Here is a 16,520-nt window from a genome sequence, read left to right as displayed (position 1 = left end):
TTTGAAACGCGGTATTCAGTCATTACATTGCTTTAAGTTGACGTTTGAGTCTATCCATTGAAAAGTTTGCATCGTCTTCACTGTTGTCTCCCTCATCAATTAAATTCCTCAGTTGCTTCAACTTCGACGCAGCATTTTGCTCTTGAAGTAGTCGTAATGCCGCGCGTATGACTTCGCTTTGGTTGTTGTAGTCGCCCGTTTGAACCATTGTTTCGATAAACTCACTCATACTACTACTGGGTTGGAAAGTGATTGTTCGCGCCATTTTGAATACCTTGTAAGTAGCGTGCTTACAATTTAGCGCATTCCTATTTTTTGCACAATCGACAGCCATAATTTTGTAAAACTAATAGTTATCATCACAGACGCCATTAACTCAGAAAGCAGCTATGACGCAACGTTCTTAAAGCTTTAATAGTGTAATTTATCGTCTTTAATAATATACTGTCTATTTGTACAGTTTTGCGCGTAAGCGTAGTTAGAGCAAAGGCAGGTAATGCGAAAAATTATCCACGTCGACATGGATTGTTTTTATGCCGCAGTTGAAATGCGCGACAACCCCTCGTTGCGCGATATCCCTATTGCTATTGGAGGAAGCTCCGACAGACGTGGGGTAATATCTACCTGTAATTACCCCGCAAGAAAGTTTGGCGTGCGTTCGGCTATGGCCACGGCGTATGCCATGAAGTTATGCCCCAACTTAACGTTAGTTAAAGGGCGCATGGAGGTGTACGCCAATGAATCGCAAAAAATTAGAAAGATATTTTCAGACTACACCGACCTTATAGAGCCATTATCACTAGACGAAGCCTACCTTGATGTTACCAACAGTGAGTTTTGCGGGGGCAGTGCCACGCTTATTGCTGAAGAAATACGCCATCGCATTAAAACCGAGTTAGGGTTAACTGCGTCAGCGGGTGTTGCGCCGTGTAAATTTGTAGCTAAAGTGGCAAGCGATGAAAATAAGCCTGATGGTATTTGTGTTGTAACACCAGATAAGCTAGATGATTTTGTAAGACTGATGCCGCTTAAAAAAATACCTGGAGTAGGGAAGGTCACCATGCAAAAGCTACAGCGCTTGGGGCTAAATACCTGCGATGATGTGCGTGGTTATCCTTTTGAGCGTTTGCAGAAAGAGCTGGGTAAGTTTGGTAGTGTATTATGGGAGCGGGCCCATGGAATTGATGAACGCGAACTGTCGGTGTCTAGAGAGCGAAAGTCAATTGGCGTAGAACGTACACTTAGTGAAGATATTCATACGCTTGAGGAATGTAAGGCGTTCCTACCACACTTACTTGAAAAGTTGTCTGAGCGTATGGAAAATCATAAAAAGCGAACGGGCAAAACCGTGCGGCTGCGCACTCAGGGCGTAAAGCTGAAGTTTAACGACTTTCAGCTAACTACCGTTGAACATCGACATCACGCCCTAGACGAGGCCTATTTTCATTCATTAATGGAAGAGGCTTTTGAAAGAGCAAAAGGGCGTGGTATTCGATTAGTAGGGCTTCACATTGGTCTTGCGGCCAATCAAACCACACAGCAACTCGTGCTGCCGCTAGACGATCACAATCGCGAGAACTAATAACTCAGTAATTGGAACGACCAATTAAAACAAATTAAAAGTACTTCAAAGGAAAGCAATGAACAACAGTAAACTAATCACTCCTGGGCGATACAAGCACTATAAAGGCAATTTGTACGACGTGTATGAAGTTGCTACGCATTCTGAAGACGAGTCGAAACTCGTGGTGTACCGCCCCTGCTATGGCGAACGTGCACTATGGGTACGACCCTTATCTATGTTTACTGAAAACGTTGAGCGCGATGGCGCTGTGCTGCCTCGATTTGCTTACGTGGGTGATATTCCTAACGATGAAAAAATGATCTAATAATGAAATTAGCCCATAGTGTACAAGGTCTTTATAAAAACCAAAAAATACATACCTACCAAGGAACGCACTATGAAAACACCCCTTATCTTACGTTCATTGCTAACCGCAGCCGTTATTGCGGTTTTGCCCGTTTCGTTAGCCAATGCACAAGACCGTTTCGCGAATGTTGAAGTGAAGGCCGCGGCTATCAAAGGAGCCGTACACATGCTTACCGGAGCGGGTGGTAACATTGGCGTTTCAGCTGGTGATGATGGTGTACTTATTATCGACGATCAGTTTGCTCCGCTTGCTGAAAAAATTGCTGCACAGTTAGGTGAGCTCGGTAGCGACAAACCCAAATTCGTAATTAACACCCATTATCATGGTGATCACACCGGTTCTAATGCGTTCTTCAACAGCCACAAAGGCGCAACCATACTAGCCCATGAAAATGTACGCATACGTTTAGCCAGTGACGAGAAAGTAGCGCCAGAGGCGTTACCCACTATTACCTATGAAGACGGCATTAAAATTTACTTTAACGGTGAAACGCTTCATGTAATACATTTAGCGGTGGGCCATACCGACGGCGACAGTGCGGTGCTTTTTGAACAGCCAAATGTGCTTCACACTGGCGATTTATTCTTTAACGGCCGTTTTCCCTACATCGACCAAGGGGCAGGCGGCAATGTGGAAGGCTATATGGAATCGGTTCAACAGCTTCTTAATAGAATTGATGATGACACGGTAATTATTCCTGGCCATGGTGCGCTAAGTAATAAAGCCGAATATGCTAACTTTCTTGGCATGATTAGCGATACCTTTAACTATGTGAAAGCACTTAAGCAAGAAGGCAAATCACTTGATGACGTTAAAGCTATGGGCTTAGAAGAAAAATGGGCGTCGTGGAGCTGGAACTTCATCAATGAAGAGAAATGGATAACAACGCTTTACAACGATGCGTGAAAAAAGAATTAACGATAAAGTGTGATAAAAAGCGGCGTCTGCCGCTTTTTATGTTTTTTACTTTACGAAAGTTTGAATATAAAGCTGCTCTACTTTGTCACGCGCCCACTGTGTTTTGCGTAAAAACTTGAGTGATGATTTCACTGAAGGGTCGTTATTGAAGCAGTTAATTTTGATTCGGTAGTAAAGCCCATCCCATCCGTATTTTTCATAAAGCTGGGTTACGATTTTTTCTAACGTAAGGCCGTGAAGCGGGTTGTTAGGCTGCTGGTTCATGTTCGTCTCTTTGCAATTTCACCATAGTATAACATGGCGTTATTAAACGGCTTGTCGCTTTCACTATTTACGCCGCATGTTCTCAAATAGCGATGGCTCCCATGGGCGCATAGCCATAAGTAAACCAATATGTTGCCTTTCTTCTATAGGCAGTGCATTGTCTTCACTGCTTAGTTTGGCTGCCTCTTGCCTTAATTGTTCTAAACGACGTTGAATAATGGCAACGGACGAGGGTGAGTATCTGCCCCTTAGGTAGGAGCGAAACATCCATGGCTCGTTTTTCTTGGGCGCCATAAACTTCACCATAACCTCGTTTTCCATAAACTTAGCTAAAGGTCCGCCGGGGATCCATCTAAAGTCTTGTGCTATCAGTAATTTATATCGGTTATTAGGTAAAAGCTCTATTAGCTTTAGTTTATCAAGCGTAGTCATAAGTTTTATGCCTTCAACATGCTCAATATCGTAATGTTCAACAATTTCTTCAAATCGCCAGCCGTCGCGCACGCATACCGCTGCAAGTAACAGCTTAGGGTTTGCAAGTAGCTGTAGCTCTTGCTCTTCGGACAGCTGAGAGATCTTGTCTTGCTGCTGTTGCGACATAATAAAAAGCTCACTCAGCGAAAGCTGAAGCAGGTCGCAGATATGTTCTAGTTTGTCCAAGCTAAACGCTTGAAGCGAAAAGTTTCGTTTAATGCTGGCTTCACTAACATTAAGGGCATTAGCAACGTGTTTGTAAGTTACACGCTGTTCACGCAGGCATTGCTTAAGGGTGTCGTAAACTTGGCTTATTTGGCTCATGGTATTAAATTGTAATACTTATGGTGTAATTTAATACTACATTATTCAATTTGGTTTACGAAATTAATTCTTGCACCTAGTGTAGATTGTGTTCAAGGCAAAGCAACGCCTTACTACATAGGAGCAAGTGATATGAAAAATACACGTTTAACATTGATGTTAGTTACCGCTTTAACGACCGCAACGTTATCGTCAAACACGTTTGCCGACGATTCTGTTACACATAGCGGAAAAGCCAGTAAGCACAGTGTGCTTGCATCAAGCCAAGGTTTAGCAACTACGGCATCGGTTGCCAGCGCTGTTGTTGCAGTACCTGTTGTCGTTACTGGTAGCGCCATTGTTGCCACAGGTAGTGCTATTGCCGAGAGCGCTGAATCGGTAGCTAAAAGCGCCAGCCACGAAAGTAACAGTGACACTAGCAATGAACCCATTGTAATAACCGAAACTATTATTACGGCCGACCCCGCGCCAAACAAAGTAAAAATAGTGTCTAAAACCACAACAACCGCTACTACAACACGATAAGGTTGCAGTTATGAGAGCATGTATTTTTATTTATATGTTGCTTATAAGCATGGCAGTTAATGCTGGCAGCGAACAAGCTGGAAAGCCACACTTTACGCCGGAAACTATTGCGCACTTCTCAAAAAATGTAGAGAAGTACGCAGCGGCGCAGGGCGCCAGAGCCTTTATCATTGCAAGAAGAGGGCGCGCAGAAAGTGAGTTACCAAAGGGTATTCGCTTTACCCATACCGCGATTGCCATTTATTCAAGCATTCAATTGGACAATGGCGAAGTGGCTAAAGGCTATGCTATTCACAATCTGTATCAAGATGCACAGCAGCCAGATGTAAGCCACTTAATAACCGACTATCCGGTAGATTTTTTCTGGGGAGCTTATGCCATGGAAGCAGGCATCATTGTTCCTACGCCAGAAGTACAAAATGCACTTATTGCGCTTTATTCAGAAGACAAGGCAAAGCTGCTACACAACCCGCGATATTCTGTGTTGGCTAACCCGTTCAATAGTAAGCGTCAAAACTGCACGGAATATACGTTAGATGTGTTGAACAGCGCCGTATATTCAACCACTAACACAAAGCAGTTAAAAGCCAACGCTAAGGCTTATTTTAAGCCACAAAAAGTAGAAATGAGCCGTGCAAAGTTAGGCATAGCAAGCATGTTTAATGACGGTATTACGCTAAGTGACCACGGTCGCAAGGTAGAAACAACAACCTTTTCAAGTTTAGCGCGCTATATGCAGCAGTACGGATTATCAACATCGGCGGTAACGTTTGACAACAACCAAAACGTTAACGCAATTTAGGAGAGACTCTATGCAAACTCAGAACCCAACAAAAGCATTTAAATTAGCGTCAATAGCAGCTTTAGTAACCGGCGTCGCAGCTTACTTTATTGGGCTTTACAACGCACCTATGGCGCTAAACGAAAAAGGCTATTACTTCACTATTATGCTATTTGGTTTGTTTGCTGTAGTAAGCCTGCAAAAAACCGTACGCGATAAAATGGAAAACATTCCAACGACGAAAGCTTACTTTCTTGCATCGATAGTGGCGGCTTTGTCTTCAATTGCGCTGTTGGTTATTGGCTTAATGAATGCAGAGTTGTTATTAAGTGAAAAGGGCTTTTTCGGCATGACATTTACGCTTAGCCTGTTTGCCGCGGTAACAGTACAGAAAAACGTTCGAGATAGCCAGAAGCCTGAACAAGATGAAGATCTTCCGTTGTTTAAAGAAGAAGTTGAAGCACCACACAAGTTACATATTGCGAAAGGGACTAGCGATTGATTCACACTGTTAGCTTGCGTATGCTCAACGCATGATTGTGAAAGTAGGAAGCAACTGTAGTGTGTGAGCTTTTAGGCATGAGTGCCAATACACCAACCGATTTGTGTTTTAGTTTTACCGGCCTTACTCGCCGAGGCGGCGAAACCGGACCGCACAAAGATGGGTGGGGTGTGGCATTTTACGAAGGTACGGGCGTTCGAATGTTTCACGACCCAGAGCCCTGCGCCACGTCACCTATTGCCGATTTTGTCTCAAAACTTCCCATAAAAAGTAAAAGCGCAATTTGTCATATTCGACAGGCCAATGTGGGCAATATCAACTTAGCCAATACACATCCGTTTGCAAGGGAGCTGTGGGGCAGATATTGGGTATTTGCTCACAACGGCCAGCTTCCTTCGTTTTCGCCTAAGCAGGGTATGTATGAAGCCGTTGGCGATACCGATAGTGAAGCTTTATTTTGCGACATTATGAATACAGTTCGCGATAATTTGCCTCGCAGCGCCAGTAATGAAGAGTTGGCCGCTACGCTAGTACCGCTGGCACAAAGCTATGCGCAAAAGGGCGTGTTTAATTGCTTATTAAGTAATGGTGATTGGCTATTTACCTTTTGCAGTACCAAGCTGGCAAGTATTACCCGAAGAGCACCATTTGGGCCAGCTTGCTTGAAAGATGTTGAAGTAGAAATAGACTTTGCCGCCGAAACCACCCCGAAAGATGTAGTAAGCATTATTGCCACAGAACCACTGACCAATGACGAGCAGTGGGACATTTACGAGCGTGGTGAGTGGAAACTATGGTTAGAAGGTGAAGTTGTTGCTAGCGGTAAAGTAGACGTACCTGAGCATAAGAAAGAAGCTCAAATGGTGTCACCAGATCCTGCTTTACACAGTAGCTAAACGAGATAATAAAACCAGATAGTTAAGCGCGATAACTCAACACAAGGCAGAGGCACAATAACTTGGCCCAATAAGCAGACCTAGTAACTAGAAGCAAAAAACTAGCTCGACTCGCCAAGTACTTCAGCTATAGCGCTTTTTATCAACTCATATCTAGCCGGTAATTCGGTGTGTGGCGTTTGCACGCTGAAAAGTGGTTCGGTAACGCTGTTTGTCGGCTTGTATATGCACAATAAATTGGCAACACCACTAAATGTTAATGTGCTGGTGGGCAACACCGTAAAACCAAGGCCTTGGCTTACCGGAAGCAATATCTGCGACAGTTGATTGATATAGCCGGTATGTTTCATTTTATTTGGATTAATACGCTGCAATTTATCATCGCCACTATCGTTGATATAGCGTTGTAAATAATGCAAAGCATCAGGGTGGTTTATTAGCCCCAGTGTTGGTAATAGTGAATCAATTTGGTGATATTTATTCTCATACTTTTTGGGCAGAATAAGCCCAAGCGTCTCTTCGCCTAAGTAATTATATGCAACATCATCGCTATTAGGCATATTCGTAACAATGCCTAGTAACATACTGTTGCTTTGAATATCTTGAAGTATGGTGCGCCGAGGGGCTACTTCAACATGAATATTCAACTTAGGGTATTTAACCTGTAATGCTATTAGCGCGGGGTAAATACGCTGTGCTGTAGCGCCTGAGCAGGCAACACTGCATTGTCCTTCGTACTTTTCGTCAAACTTTAATGCACTTAGAAAGTCTTGCTCACGTTTCTTTTGCTGTAACGCATAGTCGTATACGCGCCTTCCTTGTTCAGTAAGTTGAATACCTTTACCTAAACGAACCACTAACTCGCAGCCACACGCCTCTTCTAGTTTTTTCAAATGCTGACTAACACCAGGCTGAGTCATAAAACGCTGCTCTGCGGTACGTGTAAAATTGCCAGTGTCGGCTAAGGTTAAAAAGGTATCTAACCAAACGGGGTTGAGCATGGTTATAATTTTAAATTATCAAGTTTAGAAAATATCATAATTTCATGTTTTGTTTTTGTCTAGCTACCATGATCACACTTTCATTTAGTAATTCTTTAATTTTGTAGAGCCATTAAAAGGAGCAAGTGATGACTGAAGCAGTAAAAACACCTTATCCTCGTACGTTTTCACATATTGGTATTTCGGTACCTGATTTAGAAGCCGCGGTAAAATTTTATACCGAAGTGCTAGGCTGGTATTTGATTATGAAGCCAACCGAGATTGTTGAAGACGACTCAGCCATTGGTGAAATGTGTACTGACGTTTTTGGCGCTGGATGGGGAAAGTTTCGTATAGCACATTTGTCGACGGGCGACCGAGTAGGTGTAGAAATCTTTGAATTCAGCAATCAGGAAAACCCAGAAGATAACTTCGAGTACTGGAAAACCGGTGTTTTCCACTTTTGTGTTCAAGACCCTGATGTAGAGGGTTTAGCTGATAAAATTGTTGCCGCTGGTGGTAAGAAACGCATGAAGGCTCCTCGCTATTATTATCCGGGCGAGAAGCCGTATCGCATGATTTATATGGAAGACCCGTTTGGCAACATTCTTGAAATCTACAGCCATAGCTATGAATTACACTATGCCAGTGGTGCTTACGAGTAAGCTGGTTTAACCAAACTTACCCGATACATAAGGGTTTGTGGCCTTCTCAGTCCCTACCGTAGTGGTAGGGCCGTGGCCGGGATAAATCGTCATATCGTCTGGCAACACCATAATTTTTTGTTTTATAGAATCGATTAGCTGTTGATGGTTACCCTGCGGAAAGTCGGTTCTACCTATAGAGCCTGCAAAAATAACGTCACCCACAACCACGCTGTTGCTCGTGCGTTCTAACAACACTACGTGTCCAGGCGTGTGGCCAGGGCAGTGCAGCACTTCCAACGTAATATTGCCAAGCGAAATGGTGTCGTTGTCGTTCAACCACTCATTTGGAGAAAAAGGCTGAGCAGGAGGAAAACCAAACATTTGGCTCTGTTGCATTAAGGCATCTAGCCAAAACTTGTCGCCAATATGAGGCCCAATAACAGGTACACTATAATGTTGTGCAATGGCTACCGTGCCGCCAACATGATCAAGGTGACCGTGTGTAAGTATAATTTTCTCTATGCTAACGCCGTGTTGTGTAGCGGCTTTGATAAGCTTATCAATGTCACCGCCCGGGTCGACAAATGCCCCTTTCATGGTTTCAGAACACCATATTAATGAGCAATTTTGCGCAAAAGGCGTTACGGGTAAAACAACAATATTCACTTTAAAACCTTTTCAAAAATCTGTTTTTTTCAACACTACACAGGTTTGCGGCGGATGGCTAAGTACAGTAATGCGCCAATGGCGAGCTCTCCCAGCAAAAATAACCATGCATTTATTGTCGACTGTGTAATTGACCAAGTGCAGACCGCAAGCGCAATGAACGGAATTGCACGCGTTATAAAATTGGGTACATCAGACTGTGCTCGTTGCGCTTTTATTAATACCAAAACACAAAAAGCGTATACGACTAAACGTGCTAATACACTTGATATAGCTAACCATACAAAGCTTCCGCTAAGCGCGAGTATGCCTGCAAATACGCCCAATATCCAAATAGAAACATGAGGTGTAGCGAAGCGTTGGTTCACTTTACCTAAGTTTTCACCAAGTCTTCCTGGGATTAACTCCTGATGGGCCATAGAATAGGTAAGGCGAGACGTTGATATCATGTTTGCTAGCAAATTGCCTGCAACTGATACCACAGCCGTTAATGTCATCACTAATGCCCCTGTTTTGCCAAATATCATATCGGCAAGTGCGATAAGTGGCGCACTGTCTGGTTTGTCTGGCCCAATCATATGCCAGTAAAGCCACTGCACACAAAAGTAGAACAATGCTATGCCCGAGACGGTCAGCATAAGCGCTCTTGGAATAGTTCGCTTGGGAGACGACGTTTCTCCGCTGGTAACAACAACGGTTTCAAAACCAATAAATGCATACAGGGTAAGTAGTGCACCTGCCGAAATAGTATCGAGAGTAGGAACAAACTGCTGCGTACTGGAGGCAGTAGCTGAGAAATCTAGTTGACTGTAGCCAACACCAATAACGGCGACAAAAGGTAGTAATTTTAATAGTGATATAGCGTCCAAAGACCGCATTGCTGCTTTTAAGCCAATAATGTTTACCGTTATTAGTGCACTGGTAAGCATAACAATGGCGATAGATTTGCCTATGCCGCTGTTTAGCTCAGGCCACACGTAACCAGCGTACAATAGCAGTACATGCATATTGGCTGCTATGGCGGTGGCGCGAGCAAGGTAGTAAATAAAGCCAGTTTGAAAGGCAGCGGCGTCTCCAAAGCCTTTGCGTGCATAAATTACCGGGCCGCCTGTTTGCTGATAGAAAACAGCAAGCTGCCCAAAACACCACACAATGCTAAGCATTAGTACGCCAAAAATTAAGAACACATAGGGGCTAAAAGCGCCCAGTTCTGCAGCCATTTTAGCGGGAAGTGCAAAAATGCCCGCGCCTATTAAACCGTTAAGCACCAACAGGGCGGCACCAATGCCGCCAATGCCTCTAGTAAGTAGGCCTGAGTTTGAAGCAGAATTTGTCATATTGGCGCTATGGGCTATTTCGCTTCAAATACTTGCTCACCTGCAACGTACGTTGCATGTACTTTTGTCTTCCAAATATCTTCCGGTTTAATTGTGAAGATATCTTGATCAACTAAAATGAAGTCTGCCCATTTGCCCTTTGTTAATGAACCCAGAGTGTCCTCCATATGACCTGCGTAAGCAGCATCCAATGTAAAGCCCCTAAAGGCTTGTTCGATGGTAAGCGCTTCATGTGCATACCAGCCTTTAACCGGTTGATTATTTCTGTCTTGGCGCGTTACGGCGGCATGTAAACCGTAGAATGGATTTGCTAGCTCTACAGGAAAATCAGAACCTAGCGGCAAGGCAATGCCCGAGTCGAGTAACGTTTTCCACGCATACGCGCCTTTCATACGATCTTTACCAATACGATCTTCAGCCATGTTTTTATCGCTGGTAGCATGGGTAGGCTGCATTGATGGCAGTACCTTTAACTCGGCAAAGCGGGCTAGGTCGTCAGGCGCAATAACCTGTGCATGTTCAATACGGTTACGAAGCTCCGCACCACCAAGTGTTTCAAACGTTGTCTCAAACTCGTTTAGTGCTACATGATTCGCTTTATCACCAATAGCGTGATAGTTCAGCTGAAAACCTGCCCCAAGTACCGTGGTAAATAGCTGGGTCATATCTTCTGGTTGCGTTAGTAGCAATCCATGCTGATGCGGTGCATCTGAATAGGGCTCTAAAAGCGCAGCGCCACGGCTTCCTAATGCGCCGTCTCCATATGCTTTTACCGATCGAATGTATAAGAAATCGTTGGCATCTCGAATGTTCCCATTGCCAAGCATGGTTGAAAGTTCGGGGTCTGTTGCACTTACCATAGCGTAAACGCGCACAGGTAAATCACCTTCAACAGCTTCCTTCAAATAAAAGTCATACACATCACGGCCAATACCTGCATCATGCATTGATGTGATCCCATTTGATAGTAAGTGCTCACCTGCGGCCTGCAGCTGTTGTTCATAAACTGCATTGCTGGCTTTAGGTAAATGCGCTTCAATTAGCAGCGACGCATTGTCGATAAATACGCCGGTAGGGTTACCGTTAGCGTCTTTAATTATTTCGCCGCCTGCGGGAGACTTAGTGTCTTTAGTGATACCAGCAAGCTCCATGGCTTTACTGTTAACCCACGTAGCGTGGCTGTCTACTCGGGCTAGTGCGACAGGGCGGTCTGCTACTACTTTATCTAAGTCTTGCGCAGTTGGAAACGCGCGGTCAGACCAAAGTTCTTGGTTCCATCCTCGGCCTGTAATCCACGCTTGTGCTGGCTTCGCAAAAGCATAATCAGCAACCATTTTTGCCGCATTTTGCGCGCTAGTACTTTCGCGTAAATCAACTTCCAACAAGTTTGCGCCTAAACCCAATAAGTGGCCGTGGGCGTCTATTAAACCCGGCAACATCACTTTGCCTTCGCCGTCGATGGTTTTATCTATGGAGTAGTCGTTAACATCAACATTAGCAGCCACTACTTTGCCGTGGTCTATTACAAGATTGTTGAATGTGGTTAGCTTTCCGCTGTCATTAAGTGTGTAACCTTTGACATTGTTTACTAGTGTTGCGGCGTTTACACCAAGGGCAGTCATAGCCAAACCTATGCCTAGGCAGGTGCGAATAGTGCTGCGAAGCATTGTTGTTGAATGTGTAGTTTTTATCATTTTTTATTCTTCGTCCGTGTTGTCGGTTGTTGTTTCGTCAGCTATTAATAAGGGTGGCTGCAATAAAAAGTCACGTTCCCATATACTAGCCATTGAAGACTGGCTTATGTTTCCGCCAGACAGCATAACTAATGCCGTTTGGCCCGGCGGTGTATTGGCTGCCCATGCAGCAACCGCAGCCATTGTCATGGCGCAGGTGGGCTCTATGTGTAATTTAAGTAAATGGTGCAGCCATTGTGTCCAATATGCAATTTGTAACTCATCTACTTCGTAAAAGTCATCAAGCTCTTGTAGTAAAGGAAACGTAACATCGCCTACCGATGGTGTTGCAGCACCATCTGCTAAGGTTATGGGAGTGTGACCAAGCGCTACAATCTCACCGGCCTGTAACGACATCGATGCATCATTAGCTTCGGCTGGCTCGGCGCCTATCACCAGTGCATTGGGTTTTAGTGCGCGAGTGGCAAGTAAAGTGCCTGACAATAAGCCACCGCCGCCGCACGGGGCAAATACGGCATCAACATGTTCTATTTCTTGTAGTGCTTCAAGTGCGGCGGTGCCTTGACCAGCAATAATATCTTCATGGTTAAAAGGCGGGATCCACACAGTATCGTCGGCTTGTGCTGCTTCAGCAACAGCGCAATCCGCTTCGGGTCTTGTGGGAAACAATTTTAATGTAGCCCCATAGCTTTGTGTCGCTGCTGCTTTTATAGGGGAAATAGACTCACTAGCGTAAATAGTGGCCGTAATTCCAAAATGTGCAGCGGCATAGGCAACCGCTTGTGCATGATTGCCTGAGCTATTTGCTACAACGTGTTTGGGTAAGCGCCCTTCTTCTTTTAGTCTCGCCAAAAAGTTCATGGCACCGCGGATCTTGAAAGCCCCGATGGTCTGCAAACATTCTGCCTTAAACAAAATGCGGTGACCCATCCATTTATTCAATAACGAAGATTCTACAATAGGTGTTTGTTTAACATGGTCTTTAATGCGTTCGTAGGCGCGTTTAACGCTTTCGAAGGTAGGGTGCGTTGTCATATATTACCGCTTCTTTCTATTTTCTTAATACCGTATCACTTCTATTGTGTAAGACAATTCATATTATTTTCATATTTCTAATTTAGTCTAGGAAAGCGATTTTCCGGAGACCCCCATGTACACACGAATAAATCATCGCGTTTATGCATTACCGACGATGTTATTCCTTTTTCTTGCTTTGCTTTTTGTCTCAGCAGGAATTTATCTACAAAAAGATGAAAAGAGTGTTCGAATATCTAAAGCTCAATCGGTAGCCGAACAGGTAAAGATTAGCTTAGAAGTGTTTTCTACCGAGCGTGTTCAAGCTGTTCACAACCTCATGTTGAACTGGCCGACCTTCGAGCCAAACCAAGTTGACTGGTTTAATGCGCAAGCCATGTCTTTAATGGGCATGCAAAAAGGGTTCAGTTCCCTCGTGTTTGTTGATCAGGACGGCATTGTTCAGTGGGTAGCCACCCCAGAACAGGGTATAAGGAAAAGAATAGACAATTCGCTAATTGGCAAACCCATGAGCACCTTAGGCCTTTGCATAGACGAGCTTTCTGAATCACTTGATAGCGCGCTACTGTATTCTGAGCAAACTCAGCATCACTACATTCTTATCGGCCGTGCAATTAGCCCACAAGAGCCGGAACACGGTTACGTAATTGCCGGTTTTGACGTTCAAACCATCCTCGGTGTAATGCTTGGCGAGTTGGTTGGGCCGCAATTTAATTTCGAACTCTCGTCGCAAGGCAACGTGTTATTTGGTAGTGGAAAGTTAGTAAAAGACGGTACAACCGTGTCATTGGCACCTTTCCCATTCATCGATCGCCCCGTTACGTTAACTATGCAGTCGCAATTAAGCCCTTTCAATTCTGGCATTCTGGTTATTGCCATCGGTTTATTAATGTCGGCGCTGGTGAGTTATGTATTTCACAAGCAATTAAAGGGGGCGGTAAACCTATCTGATAGCCAGCAACGCTATCTAACGGCAAGTGAAGCGTCATTAGACGCATTGTTAATTTATCAGCCTACCGAGCACGACTTTTCACTGGTAGAGGCCAATTCCTACAGCAAATATTTATTCAGAGGCGCATGCGACGTATTGGGGTCGATGACACTATCGGAACAAACCTGGTACTTGGGTATTAGCGATACGTTTCAAAGGGCTACCAAGGTTGCACAATCTGGCGTACCGTATGAAGCGCATATTGCGCTTGATAGCCAAGACATTTCACTTGAGTGGATTAAAGTTCAAGTAGTGAAAGCAGGCGATAATATTGCAATTACGGTAAGGGATGTCACTGAGCGCTTTAGGGCGCAACAAGCATTGAAGCACAGCGAGGAGAGATACCGACGCTTAGTTGATGGTATGCACAGACACTTTGTGTATACCAAAACCGCAGAGCACAGCTTCCGGTACGTGAGTGCTGGGGTTGAGCAAATTTTAGGGTATAGCCCATACGATTTTTGTTCATATGAGTCACGCTACGTTCGCCAGGTGCCAGACGAAACTTTTGAAATAAGACAAACCATAGCAAGAGGTGAAAAGCCCAAACCTTACTTTGTTCATTACGTTGGTAAGGAAGGTAAATCTTTCATCATTGAATATTCAGACACGCCTATTTTAGACGAGCAAAGTTTATTAATTGCGGTTGAAGGTATTGCCAGAGATGTTACCAAAGAGGTTGCGCTTCAAGAGGAAGTGTATTTTCAAGCAAATCACGACCAGCTTACTGGCTTATTGAACCGCTATGCGTTTGATGATCAATTAAGGCGAATTCTACAAGAAACAACAAATTCTGGTGATGACAATAAAGGTGAAAGTGAGCTTTTAGCATTGGACAGCATTTCCACATTCATTGAAAACGATTACTTACATCATCACACCCACGAAAGCGTAATGTGCTTTATTGATATGGACCGGTTCAAGCTAGTGAACGACAGCTGTGGGCATCCAGCTGGCGATAAGCTACTTAAAGAAATATCCACCATTTTTAGGCAGTATGTGAATAGTAATGACTTACTAGCGCGTATTGGTGGCGACGAGTTTTGTATGATTTTTAGAAACCAGAGCATTGAGGACGTTTCAAAGCGTTTGGATAAGTTACTGGCAGCTATTTCAAGCTTTCGGTTTGTATACGACGATAAACTTTTCTTTGTTGGCGCAAGCATTGGTGTTATCGAAATTAACGAGAACACACAAAGTGCAGAAGCGTTAATAAAAGCCGCTGATAATGCCTGCTATAAAGCCAAGCACTTGGGGCGTAATCGTTACTTTATATGTAGAGAAAACGATTCACAAATGGCGATTGATGACAGTGATAATCAGGTATTAAATGCTCTGCATCAGGCGTTACAAAGCGATGGCTTTGAGCTTTATAGCCAAGCAATACTGCCGCTTACCGTACCTTCTGAAACTCAAGCTGCGCAGCTTCAGCATTATGAAATTCTACTTCGCCTTAACGATAACGACGGAGGCTTAATTAGCCCTGGGCTGTTTATCCCTCTTGCTGAAAGGCATGGGTTAATGAACAAAGTCGATTTGTGGGTGGTTGATAATACGCTTAAGATGCTTGAGCAAAACCCCGCACACATCGATAACGTGGGTAAAGTTGCCATAAATTTATCGGGTATAACGCTTGGCGACGAAATGGCGCTACATAAAATTACTCAGCGAATGCAGAGCTCCAGCGTACCAGCAGAGAAAATTTGCTTCGAAATTACAGAGACCACAGCGGTAACAAACCTTAGCGCCGCTAAACGTTTTATTTCTTCTTTACGCGATATTGGGTGCAGTTTTGCGCTAGACGATTTTGGCGCTGGTATGTCGTCGTTTACATACTTAAAACACTTAGATGTTGATTACGTAAAGATTGATGGGTCATTTGTGAGAAACATTGTCCACGATCCTATCGACCATGCTACAGTGACAGCAATTAACAACATTGCGCACAGTATGGGCAAACAAACCGTTGCTGAGTTTGTTGTTGATAGTGCTACGGCCGAAGTGCTCAGAGAGCTTAAGGTTGATTACGGCCAAGGCTTTGCACTTGATAAACCCAAACCGCTTGCGCATAGAGTTCAATGGCGAGTAAAGCTTGCCGCTGTTTAAAAGGAAATCAAGATGGGTTTATTCGACACAATAATGGGAAACGCAAGCGAAACGAATGCTTCTGATGTGCAAGAAGAATTGTCCCCAATTCTTGCCGACAATGAAGTGGTAACGTCTGCATTCAAATTGGTTCGCGATTTAAGCGTTTTTACCAATAAGCGCCTTATTCTGATTGATAAGCAGGGTTTAACAGGGCGTAAGGTGAACTACCACTCTATTCCCTATAAATCTATCACGCAGTTTATCGTTGAAACGGCAGGGCATTTCGATACTGATGCCGAGCTTAAAATTTGGCTATCGGGTAAAGCTGATGCTATCGAGATTGAGCTAAGCGCATCGTCAGCACAGGCTGTACAGCAAAACCTGGCTACACAGCTGTTCGCCTAATTTTTCAAGTTTCAGTTATTGAATTTCAATAAAAAAAGCGGGCATATGCCCGCTTTTTTGTA

At 44.1% G+C, this 16,520-nt stretch carries 18 protein-coding genes; 10 read left to right on the top strand and 8 right to left on the bottom strand.

Translation table 11 applies throughout. From position 1 onward, the window contains the following. Window positions 1-22: 22 nt before the first annotated feature. Window positions 23-265, bottom strand: a complete 243-nt coding sequence (locus V7R35_RS17035; protein WP_334016071.1) for a type II toxin-antitoxin system ParD family antitoxin — start codon at window positions 263-265, stop codon at window positions 23-25. A 231-nt stretch (window positions 266-496) separates the two neighbouring features. Here V7R35_RS17035 and dinB point away from each other — a divergent pair, with 231 nt between their 5' ends. The 3 genes from dinB (at window position 497) to V7R35_RS17020 (ending at window position 2,837) form a co-directional block, all read left to right on the top strand. Further along, window positions 497-1,582 (top strand): DNA polymerase IV, encoded by a 1,086-nt coding sequence (gene dinB / locus V7R35_RS17030; protein WP_334016070.1) that lies wholly within the window; start codon window positions 497-499, stop codon window positions 1,580-1,582. A 58-nt stretch (window positions 1,583-1,640) separates the two neighbouring features. Continuing rightward, on the top strand, window positions 1,641-1,889 hold the full coding sequence (locus tag V7R35_RS17025) for a DUF1653 domain-containing protein (RefSeq protein ID WP_334016069.1): 249 nt from the start codon (window positions 1,641-1,643) through the stop codon (window positions 1,887-1,889). A 72-nt stretch (window positions 1,890-1,961) separates the two neighbouring features. Next, on the top strand, window positions 1,962-2,837 hold the full coding sequence (locus tag V7R35_RS17020; protein ID WP_334016068.1) for an MBL fold metallo-hydrolase: 876 nt from the start codon (window positions 1,962-1,964) through the stop codon (window positions 2,835-2,837). 57 nt (window positions 2,838-2,894) lie between these two features. Here V7R35_RS17020 and V7R35_RS17015 read toward each other — a convergent pair whose 3' ends face one another. Both V7R35_RS17015 and V7R35_RS17010 read right to left on the bottom strand, forming a co-directional pair. Beyond that, on the bottom strand, window positions 2,895-3,113 hold the full coding sequence (locus tag V7R35_RS17015; protein WP_334016067.1) for a VF530 family protein: 219 nt from the start codon (window positions 3,111-3,113) through the stop codon (window positions 2,895-2,897). A 63-nt stretch (window positions 3,114-3,176) separates the two neighbouring features. After that, window positions 3,177-3,911 (bottom strand): helix-turn-helix domain-containing protein, encoded by a 735-nt coding sequence (locus V7R35_RS17010; protein ID WP_334016066.1) that lies wholly within the window; start codon window positions 3,909-3,911, stop codon window positions 3,177-3,179. A gap of 132 nt (window positions 3,912-4,043) precedes the next feature. Here V7R35_RS17010 and V7R35_RS17005 point away from each other — a divergent pair, with 132 nt between their 5' ends. Genes V7R35_RS17005 through V7R35_RS16990 form a run of 4 tightly spaced genes read left to right on the top strand, consistent with a single transcriptional unit; the run spans window position 4,044 to window position 6,615 of the window. After that, the gene (locus tag V7R35_RS17005) at window positions 4,044-4,436 is read left to right on the top strand and encodes a hypothetical protein (RefSeq protein WP_334016065.1); all 393 of its coding nucleotides are present in this window, start codon (window positions 4,044-4,046) and stop codon (window positions 4,434-4,436) included. 10 nt (window positions 4,437-4,446) lie between these two features. Beyond that, window positions 4,447-5,238: a DUF2145 domain-containing protein gene (locus V7R35_RS17000; RefSeq protein ID WP_334016064.1), complete on the top strand. Its 792-nt coding sequence runs from the start codon at window positions 4,447-4,449 to the stop codon at window positions 5,236-5,238. A gap of 10 nt (window positions 5,239-5,248) precedes the next feature. Beyond that, a complete protein-coding gene (gene yiaA, locus V7R35_RS16995; RefSeq protein ID WP_334016063.1) occupies window positions 5,249-5,719 on the top strand; it encodes an inner membrane protein YiaA in 471 nt (156 codons plus the stop codon). Between the two features lie 59 nt (window positions 5,720-5,778). Beyond that, complete coding sequence (locus V7R35_RS16990) at window positions 5,779-6,615, top strand: class II glutamine amidotransferase (RefSeq protein WP_334016062.1); 837 nt, start codon at window positions 5,779-5,781, stop codon at window positions 6,613-6,615. Window positions 6,616-6,716: 101 nt separating this feature from the next. Here V7R35_RS16990 and V7R35_RS16985 read toward each other — a convergent pair whose 3' ends face one another. Next, window positions 6,717-7,616 (bottom strand): LysR family transcriptional regulator, encoded by a 900-nt coding sequence (locus tag V7R35_RS16985; protein ID WP_334016061.1) that lies wholly within the window; start codon window positions 7,614-7,616, stop codon window positions 6,717-6,719. 128 nt (window positions 7,617-7,744) lie between these two features. Here V7R35_RS16985 and V7R35_RS16980 point away from each other — a divergent pair, with 128 nt between their 5' ends. After that, window positions 7,745-8,260, top strand: coding sequence for a lactoylglutathione lyase family protein (locus V7R35_RS16980; protein WP_334016060.1), 516 nt, complete (start codon window positions 7,745-7,747; stop codon window positions 8,258-8,260). Between the two features lie 6 nt (window positions 8,261-8,266). Here V7R35_RS16980 and V7R35_RS16975 read toward each other — a convergent pair whose 3' ends face one another. The 4 genes from V7R35_RS16975 to V7R35_RS16960 all read right to left on the bottom strand — a co-directional run bounded on the left by V7R35_RS16975 (window position 8,267) and on the right by V7R35_RS16960 (window position 12,974). Continuing rightward, the gene (locus V7R35_RS16975; RefSeq protein ID WP_334016059.1) at window positions 8,267-8,908 is read right to left on the bottom strand and encodes an MBL fold metallo-hydrolase; all 642 of its coding nucleotides are present in this window, start codon (window positions 8,906-8,908) and stop codon (window positions 8,267-8,269) included. 35 nt (window positions 8,909-8,943) lie between these two features. Then, window positions 8,944-10,245 (bottom strand): APC family permease, encoded by a 1,302-nt coding sequence (locus V7R35_RS16970; RefSeq protein WP_334016058.1) that lies wholly within the window; start codon window positions 10,243-10,245, stop codon window positions 8,944-8,946. A 14-nt stretch (window positions 10,246-10,259) separates the two neighbouring features. Continuing rightward, the gene (locus V7R35_RS16965; RefSeq protein ID WP_334016073.1) at window positions 10,260-11,867 is read right to left on the bottom strand and encodes an amidohydrolase; all 1,608 of its coding nucleotides are present in this window, start codon (window positions 11,865-11,867) and stop codon (window positions 10,260-10,262) included. A gap of 75 nt (window positions 11,868-11,942) precedes the next feature. Continuing rightward, entirely contained in the window at window positions 11,943-12,974 is a 1,032-nt protein-coding gene (locus tag V7R35_RS16960) for a serine/threonine dehydratase (protein WP_334016057.1), read from the bottom strand. 115 nt (window positions 12,975-13,089) lie between these two features. Between V7R35_RS16960 and V7R35_RS16955 the strand changes: the two genes are divergently transcribed. Together V7R35_RS16955 and V7R35_RS16950 are read left to right on the top strand one after the other, a co-directional pair. Beyond that, window positions 13,090-16,071 (top strand): putative bifunctional diguanylate cyclase/phosphodiesterase, encoded by a 2,982-nt coding sequence (locus V7R35_RS16955; RefSeq protein WP_334016056.1) that lies wholly within the window; start codon window positions 13,090-13,092, stop codon window positions 16,069-16,071. 12 nt (window positions 16,072-16,083) lie between these two features. After that, entirely contained in the window at window positions 16,084-16,458 is a 375-nt protein-coding gene (locus V7R35_RS16950) for a PH domain-containing protein (protein ID WP_334016055.1), read from the top strand. Window positions 16,459-16,520 lie beyond the last annotated feature (62 nt).

The organism is Alteromonas sp. S167, assembly GCF_036864375.1.
Taxonomy (GTDB): domain Bacteria; phylum Pseudomonadota; class Gammaproteobacteria; order Enterobacterales; family Alteromonadaceae; genus Alteromonas.
Note: the sequence above shows the minus strand (reverse complement) of the source record. Positions and strands in the feature narration are given on the sequence as shown.